Annotated in this window: 15 protein-coding genes and 1 pseudogene; 9 read left to right on the forward strand and 7 right to left on the reverse strand. The window is 69.6% G+C overall.

What is annotated here, in order from left to right; genetic code table 11:
* Positions 1-38 precede the first annotated feature (38 nt).
* From gnd to dnaA, 3 genes are all read right to left on the reverse strand, one after another.
* Positions 39-914 carry a phosphogluconate dehydrogenase (NAD(+)-dependent, decarboxylating) gene (gene gnd / locus B7P34_RS11115; protein WP_106675687.1) on the reverse strand — a complete coding sequence of 292 codons (876 nt, stop codon included), beginning with the start codon at positions 912-914 and terminating at the stop codon, positions 39-41.
* Between the two features lie 253 nt (positions 915-1,167).
* Positions 1,168-2,298 (reverse strand): DNA polymerase III subunit beta, encoded by a 1,131-nt coding sequence (dnaN, locus tag B7P34_RS11120; protein ID WP_106675688.1) that lies wholly within the window; start codon positions 2,296-2,298, stop codon positions 1,168-1,170.
* Positions 2,299-3,254: 956 nt separating this feature from the next.
* Positions 3,255-5,237, reverse strand: coding sequence for a chromosomal replication initiator protein DnaA (dnaA, locus tag B7P34_RS11130; RefSeq protein ID WP_435693957.1), 1,983 nt, complete (start codon positions 5,235-5,237; stop codon positions 3,255-3,257).
* Positions 5,238-5,637: 400 nt separating this feature from the next.
* On the opposite strand from dnaA, the gene rpmH reads away from it, so the two are divergent.
* The 9 genes and pseudogenes from rpmH (at position 5,638) to B7P34_RS11175 (ending at position 12,445) form a co-directional block, all read left to right on the forward strand.
* Positions 5,638-5,775, forward strand: a complete 138-nt coding sequence (gene rpmH / locus B7P34_RS11135; protein WP_003949374.1) for a 50S ribosomal protein L34 — start codon at positions 5,638-5,640, stop codon at positions 5,773-5,775.
* Between the two features lie 28 nt (positions 5,776-5,803).
* Positions 5,804-6,238, forward strand: coding sequence for a ribonuclease P protein component (gene rnpA / locus B7P34_RS11140; protein ID WP_106675690.1), 435 nt, complete (start codon positions 5,804-5,806; stop codon positions 6,236-6,238).
* Positions 6,235-6,552 (forward strand): membrane protein insertion efficiency factor YidD, encoded by a 318-nt coding sequence (gene yidD / locus B7P34_RS11145; RefSeq protein WP_106675691.1) that lies wholly within the window; start codon positions 6,235-6,237, stop codon positions 6,550-6,552. Before rnpA ends, yidD begins: the two co-directional genes overlap by 4 nt.
* 3 nt (positions 6,553-6,555) lie before the next feature.
* Positions 6,556-7,668, forward strand: a complete 1,113-nt coding sequence (gene yidC / locus B7P34_RS11150) for a membrane protein insertase YidC (protein WP_106675692.1) — start codon at positions 6,556-6,558, stop codon at positions 7,666-7,668.
* Positions 7,668-8,204, forward strand: a complete 537-nt coding sequence (locus B7P34_RS11155) for a protein jag (protein WP_106675693.1) — start codon at positions 7,668-7,670, stop codon at positions 8,202-8,204. The genes yidC and B7P34_RS11155 overlap by 1 nt, the downstream gene beginning before the upstream one ends.
* Before the next feature lie 186 nt (positions 8,205-8,390).
* On the forward strand, positions 8,391-9,101 hold the full coding sequence (gene rsmG, locus B7P34_RS11160) for a 16S rRNA (guanine(527)-N(7))-methyltransferase RsmG (protein ID WP_030366840.1): 711 nt from the start codon (positions 8,391-8,393) through the stop codon (positions 9,099-9,101).
* A 482-nt stretch (positions 9,102-9,583) separates the two neighbouring features.
* Positions 9,584-10,360, forward strand: a pseudogene (locus tag B7P34_RS11165) (ParA family protein); the annotation flags it as partial.
* A gap of 86 nt (positions 10,361-10,446) precedes the next feature.
* On the forward strand, positions 10,447-11,517 hold the full coding sequence (locus B7P34_RS11170; protein ID WP_106675695.1) for a ParB/RepB/Spo0J family partition protein: 1,071 nt from the start codon (positions 10,447-10,449) through the stop codon (positions 11,515-11,517).
* A 310-nt stretch (positions 11,518-11,827) separates the two neighbouring features.
* Positions 11,828-12,445: a GNAT family N-acetyltransferase gene (locus tag B7P34_RS11175; RefSeq protein WP_030366837.1), complete on the forward strand. Its 618-nt coding sequence runs from the start codon at positions 11,828-11,830 to the stop codon at positions 12,443-12,445.
* 83 nt (positions 12,446-12,528) lie between these two features.
* On the opposite strand, the gene trxA is transcribed toward B7P34_RS11175, so the two are convergent.
* The 4 genes from trxA to sigM form a co-directional block, all read right to left on the reverse strand.
* Positions 12,529-12,858 carry a thioredoxin gene (gene trxA / locus B7P34_RS11180; RefSeq protein WP_106675696.1) on the reverse strand — a complete coding sequence of 110 codons (330 nt, stop codon included), beginning with the start codon at positions 12,856-12,858 and terminating at the stop codon, positions 12,529-12,531.
* Positions 12,859-12,907: 49 nt separating this feature from the next.
* Positions 12,908-13,876: a thioredoxin-disulfide reductase gene (gene trxB, locus B7P34_RS11185; protein ID WP_106675697.1), complete on the reverse strand. Its 969-nt coding sequence runs from the start codon at positions 13,874-13,876 to the stop codon at positions 12,908-12,910.
* 113 nt (positions 13,877-13,989) lie between these two features.
* Positions 13,990-14,982: a zf-HC2 domain-containing protein gene (locus B7P34_RS11190; protein WP_223267734.1), complete on the reverse strand. Its 993-nt coding sequence runs from the start codon at positions 14,980-14,982 to the stop codon at positions 13,990-13,992.
* A gap of 5 nt (positions 14,983-14,987) precedes the next feature.
* Positions 14,988-15,665, reverse strand: a complete 678-nt coding sequence (sigM, locus tag B7P34_RS11195) for an RNA polymerase sigma factor SigM (RefSeq protein ID WP_106675709.1) — start codon at positions 15,663-15,665, stop codon at positions 14,988-14,990.
* Between the last annotated feature and the right edge of the window lie 46 nt (positions 15,666-15,711).

A 15,711-nucleotide genomic window follows, 5' to 3' on the forward strand; every position in this document is an offset into this window, starting at 1 on the left:
CAGGTGCTGCTGTTGAACTGTTGTCCGAGTACTACGTACTACTTGCTCTCGACGGCGTGGCCGCCGAACTGGTTGCGCAGCGCGGCGATCATCTTCATCTGCGGCGAGTCCTCCTGACGGGAGGCGAAGCGCGCGAAGAGCGACGCGGTGATCGCGGGCAGCGGCACGGCGTTGTCGATCGCGGCCTCGACCGTCCAGCGGCCCTCGCCGGAGTCGGCCGCGTAACCGCGCAGCTTGTCGAGGTGCTCGTCCTCGTCGAGCGCGTTGACGGCCAGGTCGAGCAGCCAGGAGCGGATGACCGTGCCCTCCTGCCAGGAGCGGAAGACCTCGCGCACGTCGGTGACGGAGTCGACCTTCTCCAGCAGCTCCCAGCCCTCGGCGTAGGCCTGCATCATGGCGTACTCGATGCCGTTGTGGACCATCTTGGCGAAGTGGCCGGCACCGACCTTGCCCGCGTGCACCGCACCGAAGTCACCCTCGGGCTTGAGCGCGTCGAAGACCGGCTGCACGCGCGCGACGTTCGCCGCGTCGCCGCCGTACATCAGCGCGTAGCCGTTCTCCAGGCCCCAGACACCGCCGGAGACGCCGCAGTCGACGAAGCCGATGCCCTTGGCGCCCAGCTCCTCGGCGTGCTTCTCGTCGTCGGTCCAGCGGGAGTTGCCGCCGTCGACGACGATGTCGCCCGGGGAGAGCAGCTCTCCGAGCTCGTCGATCGTGGACTGGGTGGCGGCACCGGCCGGGACCATGACCCACACGACGCGCGGGCCCTGGAGGGAGTCGACCAGCTCCTTGAGGCTGCTGACATCCGCGAGGTCAGGGTTGCGGTCGTATCCGATGACGGTGTGGCCTGCGCGGCGGATGCGCTCGCGCATGTTGCCGCCCATCTTGCCGAGACCGACGAGACCGAGCTCCATGGGTGATCCTCTATGCCTTGATTGGGTGCGTACCTGGCTCCGAGCCTACGCCGGGCAGGCGCTGCACACCTGTGGGGTGACGGCGCTCAAAAGGAGGGCCGGCGCCCCCAGGGGGCGCGGGGCGGCATCACTCTGCGGCTCCGCCGAGCGGACGCGGCCGACCGGGCGCGCCCTGTAAGGGGCGCGGGGAACCGCGCGACCAGCCACGGACGGCCCGCAGCCGAAAAGCCGCCGCGGGCCCTCACAGCCTCGCTCAGCCGGACAGGCGAACCGGCATGATCAGGTACTTGTACGCGTCGTCCGCCTCGGCGTCGACCGCCGGCTTGCCGCTCAGCAGCGCCGGCTTCGTCGACGTCGTGAAGGACAGCTGGGCGACCGGCGAGTCGATCGCCGACAGGCCCTCCAGCAGGAAGCCGGGGTTGAAGGCGATCGAGATGTCGTCGCCGTCCAGCTGCGCGTCGACCCGCTCCACAGCCTGTGCGTCGTCGCTGGAGCCGGCCTCCAGGATCAGCACGCCCTGCTCGAAGCTCAGCCGCACCGGGGTGTTCCGCTCGGCGACGAGGGCCACGCGCTTGACGGCCTCGACGAACGGCGCGGTCTCGATGACGGCGACCGAGTTGAACTCGGTGGGGAAGAGCGTGCGGTACTTCGGCAGGTCGCCCTCGAGCAGCCGCGTGGTGGTGCGGCGGCCGGCGCCCTCGAAGCCGATCAGGCCCTCGCCCGCGCCGGAGCCGGCCAGGGCGATCGAGACCGAGTCGCCGCCGCTGAGGGACTTGGCGGTGTCCAGCAGGGTCTTGGCGGGGACCAGGGCGACCGCGGAGATGTCCGGGGTCTCGGGCTTCCACATGAACTCGCGGACCGCGAAGCGGTAGCGGTCGGTGGAGGCCAGGGTGACGGTGTCGCCCTCGATCTCGATGCGCACACCGGTGAGCACGGGCAGCGTGTCGTCACGGCCGGCGGCGATGGCGACCTGGGCGGCGGCGGCGGCGAAGACCTCGGCCGGGACGGTGCCGGTGGCGGTGGGCATCTGCGGCAGGGCCGGGTACTCCTCCACAGGCAGGGTGTGGAGTGTGAATCGCGAGGAGCCGCAGACCACGGTGACGCGCACACCGTCGGTGGAGATTTCCACAGGCCTGTTGGGAAGTGCGCGGCAGATGTCGGCGAGGAGGCGGCCGGAGACGAGGACGGTGCCGTCCTCCTCCACATCGGCGTCGACCGAGACGCGGGCGGAGACCTCGTAGTCGAAGCCGGAGAGGCTCAGGGAGCCGTCCTCGGCCTTCAGCAGCAGGCCCGCGAGGACGGGCACCGGCGGACGGGCCGGGAGGCTGCGGGCCGCCCAGGCCACTGCCTCCGCGAGTACATCGCGCTCCACCCGGATCTTCACCGGAACCGCCTCCTGCTTGTTGCTGGCTCGCCCTGCTGGCTTCTTCGTCGGCTGCTTGCCGGAGACCAGTCTGACGTACGCCGCTGACAGCTGGTGCGACTCGGGGTCAAGTCGGGTCGGAGGGCGTGGCGCGGCCCGCGGCCGAGTTGTGCACAGGACCCACTTCGAAACGAGTTCCCCGCTTGATCTCTGTGGTCGTAGTAGTAGGGCCTGTGGAAACGGTGGACAACCCTCTTTGCGCAGGTCAGTGCCGCTTTTTTGTCCACCGGGCCTGTGGGCGGGGGCAGTGGATAAGCGGGGTGTGCTGTGGACCGCGGAAAGTTCTGCACAGCCGGTGCACAGGCGGGGCGCACTTCTCCCCAGGCCTGTCCCCAGTTTTACCCAGGTTCCCCACAGCCCAATCCGGCACCTTGGTGTGACGCCTTTCACTCGGTGCGGTGAGACCGGGCGTTTCGTTGCCGAACAGTGGACAGGGGTGTGGAAAGACTGTGTACAACATCCACTCCCCTGTGGGCGGCCGGTGGACAACGCCGAGGGGGCCTTGTGGGTGATTAGTCTGTCCACAGGCTGTGGAAGAGCGTCGGCCACAAATCCACACGCCCGTGACCTCGCCTGATGGGCTATCAACAGCCTGCGCTGTGGACGGCGTATGGACAACTTCGCAGCCCACAGGGTGTGGACAGCCGGTCGGCAAGGAAACTGTGGAGAACCCCGGGTACGGCGCACGAAATCGAACAGAGCCGTCCACTGCTGTGGATGCCCGGCGGCCCCGGAACGCCTCCGAGCCGGCCCCGGAACGCTCCGAGCCTCCCCCGTGACTCCCCTCAGGGCGCACTCAGAACGCACTCGGACGTCCTCAGGACGTCCTCAGGACGACCTCAGGACGACCTCAGGACCGCGAAAGGGCGCCCCGGGAAGCCTCCCGGAGCGCCCCATGGGCGTCCTGCGCGGTGTCCTCAGCCGTTCTTGATGCGGTTGGTCAGTTCGGTCACCTGGTTGTAGATGGAGCGCCGTTCGGCCATCAGCGCACGGATCTTCCGGTCCGCGTGCATGACGGTCGTGTGGTCCCGCCCGCCGAACTGCGCACCGATCTTCGGCAGCGACAGGTCCGTGAGCTCGCGGCAGAGGTACATGGCGATCTGCCGGGCCGTCACCAGCACGCGGCTGCGCGAGGCCCCGCACAGGTCCTCGACGGTGTGCCCGAAGTAGTCCGCGGTCGCGGCCATGATGGCCGGCGCCGTGATCTCCGGAGAGGCGTCCTCGCCGCCCGGGATCAGGTCCTTGAGGACGATCTCGGTCAGGCCCAGGTCGACCGGCTGCCGGTTCAGGCTCGCGAAGGCCGTCACCCGGATCAGCGCGCCCTCCAGCTCGCGGATGTTGCGCGAGATGCGGGAGGCGATGAACTCCAGGACCTCCGGCGGGGCGTTCAGCTGCTCCTGCACGGCCTTCTTGCGCAGGATCGCGATGCGGGTCTCCAGCTCGGGCGGCTGGACGTCCGTGATGAGGCCCCACTCGAAGCGGTTGCGCAGCCGGTCCTCCAGCGTCACCAGCTGCTTGGGCGGCCGGTCCGAGGACAGCACGATCTGCTTGTTCGCGTTGTGGAGGGTGTTGAAGGTGTGGAAGAACTCCTCCTGCGTCGACTCCTTGCTCGCGAGGAACTGGATGTCGTCGACCAGGAGGATGTCCATGTCGCGGTAGCGCTTGCGGAACGCGTCCGCCTTGCCGTCGCGGATGGAGTTGATGAACTCGTTGGTGAACTCCTCGGAGCTCACGTAGCGCACGCGCGTGCCCGGGTAGAGGCTGCGCGCGTAGTGCCCGATGGCGTGCAGGAGGTGGGTCTTCCCCAGGCCCGACTCGCCGTAGATGAAGAGGGGGTTGTACGCCTTCGCCGGCGCCTCGGCCACCGCGACCGCGGCGGCGTGCGCGAAGCGGTTGGACGCACCGATCACGAACGTGTCGAAGAGGTACTTCGGGTTCAGGCGGGCGGTCGGCTCGCCGGGGCCGGGGGCCGGGGACGGCTTCGCCGCGAGCGGGCCGGGGGCGCCGCCGGACGGGGCCCGGTCGGAGCGGTCGCCGCCGCGCGGGCCGCTCTCCGGCAGCTCCCGGCCCGTGACGTCCCGGCCGGCCATGTCACGGCCGCCCATGTCACGACCGGGCATGTCGCGGCCCGGCATGTCGTGGCGCTGCTGCTCGTACGGCATGCGCTCGGACGGCTGCGTCCGGTAATCGGAACCTTGCGGCTCGTAGCCGCCGGAGTGCTGCTGCGAGGCGTACGGATCGCGTTCGCTCTCAGCGAAGCCGCCGAGGCGCGGCTGCTGCCAGCCGTAGTCACTCCTGTCACCCCTGTCACCGGGCGGCGGCACCGGGGGCCCCGAGGGGGCCGAGTGGCGCGGCCACGCACCGGGCTCGGGGCGCTGCTGCTGGTAGTCCGGATAGGCGGGGCGCACGGACGGCAGGTCGTCGGCCGGGGCCTGGCGGCCGTAGCTCTCGCGGCCCTCGTAGGCGCCGTTGTCGAAGCTCTCGTAGCCGTCCCGGGACTCGTAGGCGTCGCGGCCCTGGCCGCCGCCCCGGCCCGCGGGCTCCTCGTAGCGGGACTGCTGCGCGGCCTGGGGGCGCTCGGCCGGGGGCTCGCCCGCGGAGTCGTCGACGGTGATCGCGATCCGGATCGGGCGGCCGCACTCACGGCTCAGCGCGTCGCTGACCAGCGGCGCGAGCCGGCCCTCGAGTACGCCCTTGGCGAATTCGTTGGGCACGGCCAGCAGGGCGGTGTCGGCGACGAGGGCCAGCGGCTGGCACCGCTTGATCCAGTGCTCGTCCTTGGTCTCGACGCCCTGGCCGCGCTTGTCGCGGCCCTCGCCCAGGAGCTGGTCGAGCACGCGCGGCCACACTGCGGCAAGATCGGCGGGCAGGTCAGCCACAGGGCACGCTCTCTCAGTCACTGGGGGCGCCCCGTGAGTCCCACGAATGTGTGGTTCTCGGGACGGGCGGGAAGGATTCGGAGTTCAGCCACGGTAGGCCGCCCGCGGTGCGCGGTTCAAGTCGTTGTCCACAGGGTGTGTACAAATGTGCCATGGGGCGAGCCGTGTCGTCCCACCGGCCCGCGGCGGGCTACGGTGTATCCCTGGTGCGCTGCCGGTTTGACCGAATGGCGTAGCCGCGCGTACCGTGACCAGGTCGAGTTGTCGATGGCTGCTGCCGCCTGCCTCCGATGGGCAAAGATCGCGTCGAATCAGTACACGGTCAAGAAGCGGTGCACTCGGGCGTTGCGAGCTTCTCGTGGGCGCACGGTGACAGCCAGGCGATGTCCCGCCACCACCGATTCATTTCTGGAGCCCCCGAGTGAGCAAGCGCACCTTCCAGCCGAACAACCGCCGTCGCGCGAAGACCCACGGCTTCCGCCTGCGCATGCGCACCCGTGCCGGCCGCGCGATTCTCGCGTCCCGCCGTGGCAAGGGTCGCGCCCGCCTGTCGGCCTGAGCAGCCTGACGACCAATAGGTCCATGCCGTGCTGCCCAACGACAATCGTCTGAGGCGGCGCGAGGACTTTGCGACCGCGGTACGCCGAGGACGCCGGGCCGGCCGCCCGCTCCTCGTCGTCCATTTCCGTAGCGGTACAACGGACCCGCACACACCTGGGGAGAGTGTTCCCCCGGTGCGTGCGGGTTTCGTCGTCAGCAAGGCCGTCGGCGTCGCAGTAGTCCGCAATCTGGTGAAGCGCAGGCTTCGCCACCTGATGCGTGACCGGCTCGATCAGCTGCCCGCCGGTAGCCTGGTGGTGGTACGGGCCCTGCCCGGCTCGGGCGAGGCGGACCACGATGAGCTGGCCCGTGATCTTGACACCGCACTGCAGCGGCTGTTGGGAGGGGCGCCGCGCCGTTCCGATTCCTCCGGGGAGACCCCCGGGGACCTTGGCCGAAGCCAGGGAGGGAGCGCACGGTGAAGTATCCGCTGCTGTGGTTGATCAAGCTCTACCAGTGGACCATCAGCCCGCTCCTGGGCCCGGTCTGCAAGTACTACCCGTCGTGCTCGCACTACGGCTACACGGCCATTGACGTGCACGGTGCGGTCAAAGGAACAGCGCTGACGGCCTGGCGCATCCTGCGCTGCAATCCGTGGTCGCTCGGTGGCGTCGACCACGTTCCTCCCCGGAAGCGTCCGGTCTGGCACCAGCGGCTGAGGAGCCGACTGGGCGGGCACCCCGTCGCGGGGCCCGTCGCACAGCCCGAGACTCAGCCCAACGCCCAAGGAGCCTGATTCGTGGACACGATCCTCGGTCCCCTCTACTACGCAGTTTCCTGGATCATCGTCCAGTTTCACTCGCTGTACAGCCTTGTCTTCGACAAGAACAGCGGCTGGGCGTGGGGGCTGTCCATCGTCTCCCTCGTGGTCCTGATCCGCATCTGCCTGATCCCGCTCTTCGTGAAGCAGATCAAGGCGACGCGGAACATGCAGGCGCTCCAGCCGAAGATGAAGGCGATCCAGGAGCGCTACAAGAGCGACAAGCAGCGCCAGTCCGAAGAGATGATGAAGCTCTACAAGGAGACGGGCACCAACCCTCTCTCGAGCTGTCTCCCGATCCTGGCCCAGTCGCCTTTCTTCATCTCGCTGTACCAGGTCCTGAACCACATCGCCCAGGGCAAGACGGTCGGCTTCATCGACCAGGAGCTGCTGGCCAGCGCCCGTCAGGCGCACATCTTCGGCGCCCCGCTGTCGGTGAAGTTCCTCGACTCCGCCTCCAAGGTGGAGAGCCTCAGCGCCACGGTGACCGACGTCCGCGTCGTCACGATCATCATGATCGTCCTGATGTCGCTGTCGCAGTTCTACACACAGCGCCAGCTGATGACGAAGAACGTCGACCTGTCGGTCAAGACGCCCTTCATGCAGCAGCAGAAGATGATGATGTACGTCTTCCCCGTCATCTTCGCCGTCATCGGCATCAACGTCCCCGTCGGTGTGCTCCTGTACTGGCTGACCACCAACGTGTGGACCATGGGCCAGCAGATGTTCGTCATCCGCCGCAACCCCACCCCGGGCAGCCTCGCCTTCAAGCAGCGCCAGGAGCGCCTGCGGGCCGCGGGCAAGCTCAAGGAGGACCCCGCGGAGGTCGAGGCGCGCCAGGCCGCCGAGGCCGCCCGTGCCAAGCGTCAGCAGCCCAAGCGCCAGACCAAGGCCAAGCGCCAGGTGGCGGGCACGACGCCGGCCGGCACCGCCTCCACCGCGGCCGAGGAGAAGCCGTCGCTGGAGAAGAAGCAGGGCGAGGCCGGGACGGACGCCAAGGCCGCCGGCGGCGCCAAGGACGCCAAGGCGGGCGGTAAGCCCGGGCAGCGCAAGAGCGGCCCGCAGCGGCCCAAGCACCCCTCCAAGAAGTGATGAAGGAGTCCACTGTGACGGACACGCAGCGCCAGACCAGCGGTGTCGCCGCTGAGGGCACCGACACCCTGTCCCGCCTGGAGCAGGAGGGCGAGATCGCGGCCGACTACCTCGAGGGTCTGCTCGACATCGCCGACCTCGACGGCGACATCGACATGGACGTCGAGGCCGACCGCGCCGCGGTGTCGATCATCAGCGACTCGACCAGCCGTGACCTGCAGAAGCTCGTCGGCCGTGACGGCGAGGTGCTGGAGGCGCTCCAGGAGCTCACCCGGCTGGCCGTGAACCGCGAGACCGGTGACCGCAGCCGCCTCATGCTGGACATCGCCGGCTTCCGCGCCCGCAAGCGCGAGGAGCTCGCGAAGGTCGGCGCCCAGGCGGCCGCCGAGGCCCGCAGCACCGGCAGCCCGGTCAAGCTGGACCCGATGACGCCCTTCGAGCGCAAGGTCGTCCACGACGCCGTGGCCGCCGCGGGCCTGCGCAGCGAGTCCGAGGGCGAGGAGCCGCAGCGCTTCGTCGTCGTCCTCCCCGCCTGAGTCGTCTCCCCGGCCCGACCGGACCGAGCGGTTTCCCCGCTCGGTTCCCCCCGGCTTTCCCGATCCCACTTCTAGGTGTGTCCGGCCCCGTCTGCTCGCAGGCGGGGCCGATCCTTGTCAGCCTGATATTCAGACTCTGAATCCCAGTGATGCTCAGAGAGACGTCGTACGGAAGGACGGTTTCCCGTGGATGAGGCAGCGGAGCTCCCCCCGGCGCCCCCGGAGGCACGGGAGGTATTCGGTGACCGCCTGCCGGAGGCCGTTCGGTACGCCGAGGTGCTCGCGGACGCGGGCGTGCGGCGCGGTCTCATCGGTCCCCGTGAGGTTCCGCGACTGTGGGAACGGCACCTGCTGAACTGCGCGGTGCTCGCCGAGGCCGTCCCGGACGGCGTTTCCGTGTGCGACGTGGGCTCCGGGGCCGGGCTGCCCGGCATCCCGCTGGCCCTGGTCCGGCCGGACCTCCAGATCACCCTCCTGGAGCCCCTGCTGCGCCGTACGACCTTCCTGCAGGAGGTCGTCGAGCTGCTGGGCCTGGACCACGTCACGGTCGTCCGTGGCCGCGCCGAGGAGATGCTCGGCAAGGTGCAGCCGGTGCACGTCGTCACCGCGCGGGCCGTGGCTCCGCTGGACCGGCTCGCGGGCTGGGGCGTGCCCCTGCTGCGGCCGTACGGCGAGATGCTCGCCCTCAAGGGCGACACCGCGGAGGAGGAGCTGAAGGGCGCGCGTGCGGCGCTCAGCAAGCTCGGTGTGGTCCGGACCTCGATCCTGCAGGTCGGTCAGGGCATCGTGGACCCGCCGTCCACGCTGGTCCGGGTCGAGGTGGGGGAGAGCCCCGGTGGTGTGCGCTTCGCCGCCAAGCGGGCCAAGGCCGCGGGACGCTCGCGCCGCCGGCGCTGAGTTCACTCGTCCTGGGGTCACCCCGGTGGAGTAGAGCAATGCTCCATACAACCTGCCAAACCTATCCATAACGGAGTGTCGTCGCCGAGGTGCAGTGCGTGCGCTGCATCGTGTTTCACGTGAAACGACGCTCCTTGCTGCAGGGAATCATCGACCGGGGCCGCGCGGCCGTGCCGCGCGGCCAGCGGACGGCCGAGCACGCCGATCGCCCCGGCGACGCTGGTGTATCCACAGGAATGCTGGATTCATCCACAGGAGAACGGCCCTCGCTGGTTCACAACCCCGAAAGCATGGCAGGCTCTGTCCATTGCGAGCCTGATGTCGAGGAGAGTGAATCCTTGCGGTCCGACGCCAATATCGCGGGGCCGATGGCCGATCCGGTCCCCGGTCCCCGTCCCGCCGACCCCGAACCGTCGGCTGATCCCGGGGTGCTGCCCGTGAATGAACTCGTCGGCTCGGTTTCACGTGAAACACCGCCGCCGATGCCCCGGCCGGAGCAGACCCGGGTCATGGTGGTCGCCAATCAGAAGGGCGGCGTGGGCAAGACCACCACGACCGTGAACCTGGCGGCCTCCCTGGCCCTGCACGGCAACCGTGTCCTGGTCATCGACCTCGACCCCCAGGGCAATGCGTCCACGGCACTGGGCATCGACCACCACGCCGAGGTCCCGTCGATCTACGACGTCCTGGTGGACAGCAAGAAGCTCGCCGACGTGGTGCAGCCGGTCGTCGACGTGGAGGGCCTCTTCTGCGCGCCCGCCACGATCGACCTGGCGGGCGCCGAGATCGAGCTGGTCTCCCTCGTCGCCCGTGAGAGCCGGCTCGACCGCGCGATCAAGGCCTACGAGCAGCCGCTGGACTACATCCTCATCGACTGCCCGCCCTCGCTCGGCCTGCTGACGGTCAACGCCCTGGTCGCGGGCGCCGAGGTGCTGATCCCCATCCAGTGCGAGTACTACGCCCTGGAGGGCCTCGGCCAGCTGCTGCGCAACGTCGAGCTGGTGCGGGGGCACCTCAACCCCAAGCTCCACGTCTCGACGATCCTCCTGACGATGTACGACGGGCGGACCCGGCTGGCCTCCCAGGTGGCCGAGGAAGTGCGCACCCACTTCGGCCACGAGGTGCTGCGGACCAGCATTCCCCGGTCCGTCCGCATCTCGGAGGCGCCCAGCTACGGGCAGACGGTGCTGACGTACGACCCGGGTTCCAGCGGAGCGCTCTCCTATCTGGAGGCGGCCCGGGAGATCGCGCTGCGGGGGGTCGGCGTACGTTACGACGGCAGTAGGGCTCACTTGGTGGGCCGTCAACAACAGCAAGACCAGCACAGCATGTCGGAGGGGCTGCAGTGAGCGATCGACGTAGAGGACTGGGCCGTGGGCTCGGTGCCCTGATTCCAGCGGCACCGAAGGCATCGGAGGGCGCCGGCACGGCCGTGGGGCCGGGCGCGACGTCCCCCGCCGCGATGCCGGTTCTCACGCCGGAGCGAGGGCTGGCGGCGGCCAAGGTCACCGCGCTGCCGGTGAAGGACGTCGCTGTTTCACGTGAAACGGAGGCGGAGGAGATCCGGGGAGCCGGGGCGTACTTCGCTGAGCTGCCCCTGGATGCGATCACGCCCAATCCGCGGCAGCCGAGGGACGATTTCAATCCGGATGCCATGGCCGAGCTGGTCCACTCCATTCGTGAGGTGGGTCTGCTCCAGCCCGTGGTCGTACGGCGTGTGGGTCCCGAGCGCTACGAGCTCATCATGGGCGAGCGCCGGTGGCGGGCTTCCAGGGAAGCCGGCCTGGAGGCCATCCCGGCCATCGTCCGGGCGACCGAGGACGAGAAGCTCCTGCTCGACGCGCTCCTGGAGAACCTGCACCGCGCGCAGCTGAACCCCCTTGAGGAGGCGGCTGCGTACGACCAGCTGCTCAAGGACTTCAACTGCACCCATGAGGAGCTGGCGGACCGCATCGGGCGGTCGCGTTCTCTGGTGTCCAACACGCTGCGGCTGCTCAAGCTCTCTCCCGAGGTGCAGAAGAAGGTCGCGTCCGGCGTGCTGATGGCCGGACACGCCCGGGCACTGATCTCGGTCGAGGACCACGAGGAACAGGTCCGGATCGCCACGCGCATCGTGGCCGAGGGGCTGTCGGTGCGTTCCGTGGAAGAGATCGTGACCCTGCTGAAGCGGGAGACGAAGGGCTCGGCCAAGCCCAAGGGCCCGCGTGCGGGCGCCCGGGTCTCCCCGGCGCTCACCGATCTGGCGACCCGGCTGTCGGACCGCTTCGAGACCCGGGTGAAGGTGGATCTGGGCCAGAAGAAGGGCAAGATCGTCGTCGAGTTCGCCTCGATGGAGGACCTGGAGCGCATCCTGGGCACGCTCGCCCCGGGTGAGGGCCGGGTCATGGAGCAGAAGCTCTCCGCCGACGAGGACTGAGGAGCGGCAGAGGGCTGAAGCCCGAAGCTGAAGGGCGGGTGGTGTTTCACGTGAAACACCACCCGCCCTTTGCCTTGTCACGCTGTTCGCTCAACCCCTGCCCGGATACGATGCGTTGGGGTATGGCGCAACCACGTTGACACAGTTCGCGGAGGGGCGGGGCCATGCGAAGGGTGGGCCGGACCGGACTGGTGGCAACAGGCTTCGGCCTGGGAGCAGTCGGCGGATTCGTCGGCAGCCTCCTCTGGGAGCGGAGCGCATTGAGCGCCGCCCGGGGTATGGCACGCGACGGAAGTGAGGAATTGGCTCCATGGGGCGTCGGCTCGTACCGCTCACGCTGGACAATCTCCCGGACCTCCCCCAGCGCTGTCGCTCCTGCGTCTTCTGGGAACTCGACCCGGTAAGCGGTGAGGCCGCGCTGAAGGCGGGCCGGCCCGAGCTGGAGAAGGAGGCCTGGATCTCCGGCGTCCTCCTCGAATGGGGATCCTGCGGTCGTGTGGTGTACGTCGACGAGGTCCCGGTGGGCTTTGTGCTCTACGCACCACCCGCCTATGTCCCCCGCTCGGCCGCCTTCTCCACCAGCCCTGTCGCAGCGGACGCGGTCCAGCTGATGACGGCGTGGCTGACCCCCGGCTTCCAGGGGCAGGGCCTCGGCAGGGTCATGGTGCAGACCGTCGCCAAGGACGTCCTGCGGCGGGGATTCAAGGCCATCGAGGCCTTCGCCGACGCGCGCTGGAAGGAGCCGGCCTGTGTGCTGCCGGCGGACCATCTGCTGGCCGTCGGCTTCAAGACAGTGCGGCCGCACCCTCGCTATCCGCGGCTGCGGCTGGAGCTCAGGACGGCGCTCTCCTGGAAGGAGGACGTCGAGCTGGCGCTGGACCGGCTGCTGGGGGCGGTCCAGAAGGAGCCGGCGCTCCGGCCGCTGTGAGGGGCTGCCGCAAACGCGAACGGGTCCGTCCCCTGGAGGGACGGACCCGTTTCACGTGAAACCGAGCAGTGCGCTCGGCTGCCTCACTTCTCGCTGAGGAAGCTGTCCAGCTCGCGCTCCAGAGCCGCCTTCGGCTTGGCGCCGACGATCGTCTGGACGACCTCGCCACCCTGGTAGACGTTGAGCGTCGGGATCGACATCACGCCGTACTTGGCGGCAGTGGTCGGGTTCTCGTCGATGTTGAGCTTGACGATCTCCAGCTTGTCGCCGTGCTCGGCCGCGATGGCCTCCAGGGAGGGGGCGATCTGGCGGCACGGGCCGCACCACTCGGCCCAGAAGTCCACCAGAACGGGCTTGTCGCTCTTGAGGACGTCCTCGTCGAAGGTCTTGTCGGTCACAGCCTTGAGAGCCACGGAGGTCTCCTTCAATTCTTGCGTGGGGAGGGTTGGGGGGAAGGGCAGGTCAGGCGGTCTTCTCGGGCTCGCGGACGTGCTCGCTGTCCGAGAGGGAGGCGAGGAAGCGCTCGGCGTCCAGCGCGGCGGAGCAGCCCGTACCGGCGGCGGTGATCGCCTGGCGGTAGGTGTGGTCCACGACGTCACCGGCGGCGAACACACCGGTCAGGTTGGTGCGGGTCGAGGGGGCGTCCACCTTGAGGTAGCCCTCGTCGTCCAGCTCCAGCTGGCCCTTGAAGAGCTCGGTGCGCGGGTCGTGGCCGATCGCGATGAACAGACCGGTCACCGGCAGCTCGGAGGTCTCGCCGCTCTTGAGGTTGCGCAGGGTCAGGCCCGAGAGCTTGTTCTCGCCGTGGATCTCGGCGACCTCGCTGTCCCACACGAAGGAGATCTTCGGGTCGGCGAAGGCGCGCTCCTGCATGGCCTTGCTGGCGCGCAGGGTGTCACGGCGGTGGACCACGGTGACGGACTTGGCGAAGCGCGAGAGGAAGGTGGCCTCCTCCATCGCGGTGTCGCCGCCGCCGATGACGGCGATGTCGTGGTCCTTGAAGAAGAAGCCGTCACAGGTGGCGCACCAGGAGACACCCCGGCCCGACAGCTCGTCCTCGCGGGGCAGACCGAGCTTGCGGTGCTGCGAGCCGGTCGTGACGATCACGGCCTTGGCGCGGTGGACGGTGCCCGCGGAGTCCGTGACGGTCTTGATCTCTTCGCTCAGGTCGACCGCGACGACGTCGTCCGGGATCAGCTCGGCGCCGAAGCGCTCGGCCTGTGCCCGCATGTTGTCCATGAGGTCCGGACCCATGATCCCGTCACGGAAGCCGGGGAAGTTCTCGACATCGGTGGTGTTCATCAGGGCACCACCGGCGGTCACGGCGCCCTCGAAGACCAGCGGCTTCAGCGAGGCGCGGGCGGTGTAGAGCGCGGCCGTGTAGCCCGCGGGCCCGGAGCCGATGATGATCACGTTGCGGACGTCGCTCACGGGAGTCTTCCTTGTCTGCCGACTGCTGTCTCGGGTCCTTGAGGGGTTTCACCCCACCCAACGGATCCTACGGTGCAGGCATTCCCGTAGGTGCCTGCTGCGGCCGGTAGGGCTCAGGCGCGTGGCAGCGTCTCGTTCAGCAGTACCTTGCCCGGCGTGGTGCCGCCGGCATCGACGCAGGTGGCGGAGACCACATAGGCGTCGACGAGCGTGCCGTCCCCGGGGTGCGGCAGGACGATGAGATAGGCGTCCTCACCCTGATAGGTCTCCGGCTCGGAGACCAGCACCTGCTCCGAGCGCCCGGTGCCCTGCCGCACACAGAGCGGGGCGGCGCCGTTCGGGGCGCTGAGCGTCGTACCAGGCGGGTTCTCCGGGCTCTCGGCCGTCTTCCCGCGGGACTCGTTGGCACTGAAGGGCGACGGCTTCAGAAGCTCCTGCACCCGTGCCGTGAGATCGCCGGAGGCGAGGGAGGGCGCCGTCGCACTGCTCTCGCGGCCCTTGGCGGGGGTCTGTGTGGAGCTGTCCGTGCCACCGGACTGCAGGAAGATCCCTCCCACACCGATCGCGGCGGCGACGCAGGCGCTCCCGAGCAGCACCGCGGGCCAGCGCCGCCGGGTGCGCTTGGAGCCGGGTGTGCCGGGCGCCGGCGTCTGCCGGCCGGGGCCGGTGGCGGGGCGGGACCGGCCGGTCCCGCGTGCCGCGCTCTTCCGGGGAGCGGACCCTGTTTCACGTGAAACGGCGTCGTGCGTTTCACGTGAAACGACGTTGCGGGCCGGGGGCTCTGTTTCCCGCGTCGTTTCGTATGTCTCTGTTTCACGTGAAACGGAGACCGGCACCCGGACACCCGACGGCGGCGTGGTCGAGTCCAGCAGTGCCTCGGCGGCGAGGGCGGCGTCGATGCGTCCGGCGATGTCCGCCGGCATCCGCGGTGGGCCGGGGAGCGTGCCGAGCGCGCCGCGGATCTCGTCCAGGGAGCTGCGGACGTCCTCGCAGAGCTCGCAGCCCGCCAGGTGCTCCCGGACATCCGAGGTGCGCGCCGGCGAGAGCACGCCCTCGGTGAGCGCGGAGATCTCCGCGACCTCCGGGTGCCCATCCGTGCCGGTCATCGAAGTCACGCTCGCCCACCTCCGCCCTTCACTGGATCTGCGTCGCTCTGTCCTGCCGGTGGTGGGACGGACGCCCCTTGCGTCCGGTTCCTTCCCCCGTCGGACGGTGGGCTACCCCCGCCACCGGGACGCAGATGGGTGAGGATCGGCAGCAGCCGGGCTCTCCCCCGTGCGCAGCGGCTCTTCACCGTGCCCACGGGAACGTCGAGCACTTCCGCCGCCTCGGCCACGGGATACCCCTGCATGTCGACGAGGACGAGGGCCGCGCGCTGGTCGGGAGGCAGGGTGGACAGCGCCTGCAGCAGTTCCCGGTGCAGGTCCCCGCGCTCCGCGGGTGCGGCGGCCGACTCGTGGGGCTCGATGAGCTGGTCGAGCCGCTCGGTCTCGGCGAGGGGTGCCGTACGCCGGGAAGCGGCCTTGCGGGCGCGGTCCAGGCAGGCGTTGACGGTGATGCGGTGCAGCCAGGTGGTGACGGCGGACTGCCCGCGGAAGGTGTGGGCGGCGCGGTAGGCGGAGACGAGGGCGTCCTGCACGGCGTCCGCGGCCTCTTCCCGGTCGCCGAGGGTCCGCAGGGCCACGGCCCAGAGGCGGTCCCGGTGCCGGCGCACGATCACGCCGAAGGCGTCGGGGTCCCCGGCGACGTGCCGGGCGAGGAGATCGGCGTCGCTCAGGCCGTCACGCATGACGTCGTCCACCGTCGAGCCCTCCCCCTGAGGTCCGTCCTGCGCG

Source organism: Streptosporangium nondiastaticum, from assembly GCF_003011965.1.
Lineage (GTDB): Bacteria > Actinomycetota > Actinomycetes > Streptomycetales > Streptomycetaceae > Streptomyces > Streptomyces nondiastaticus.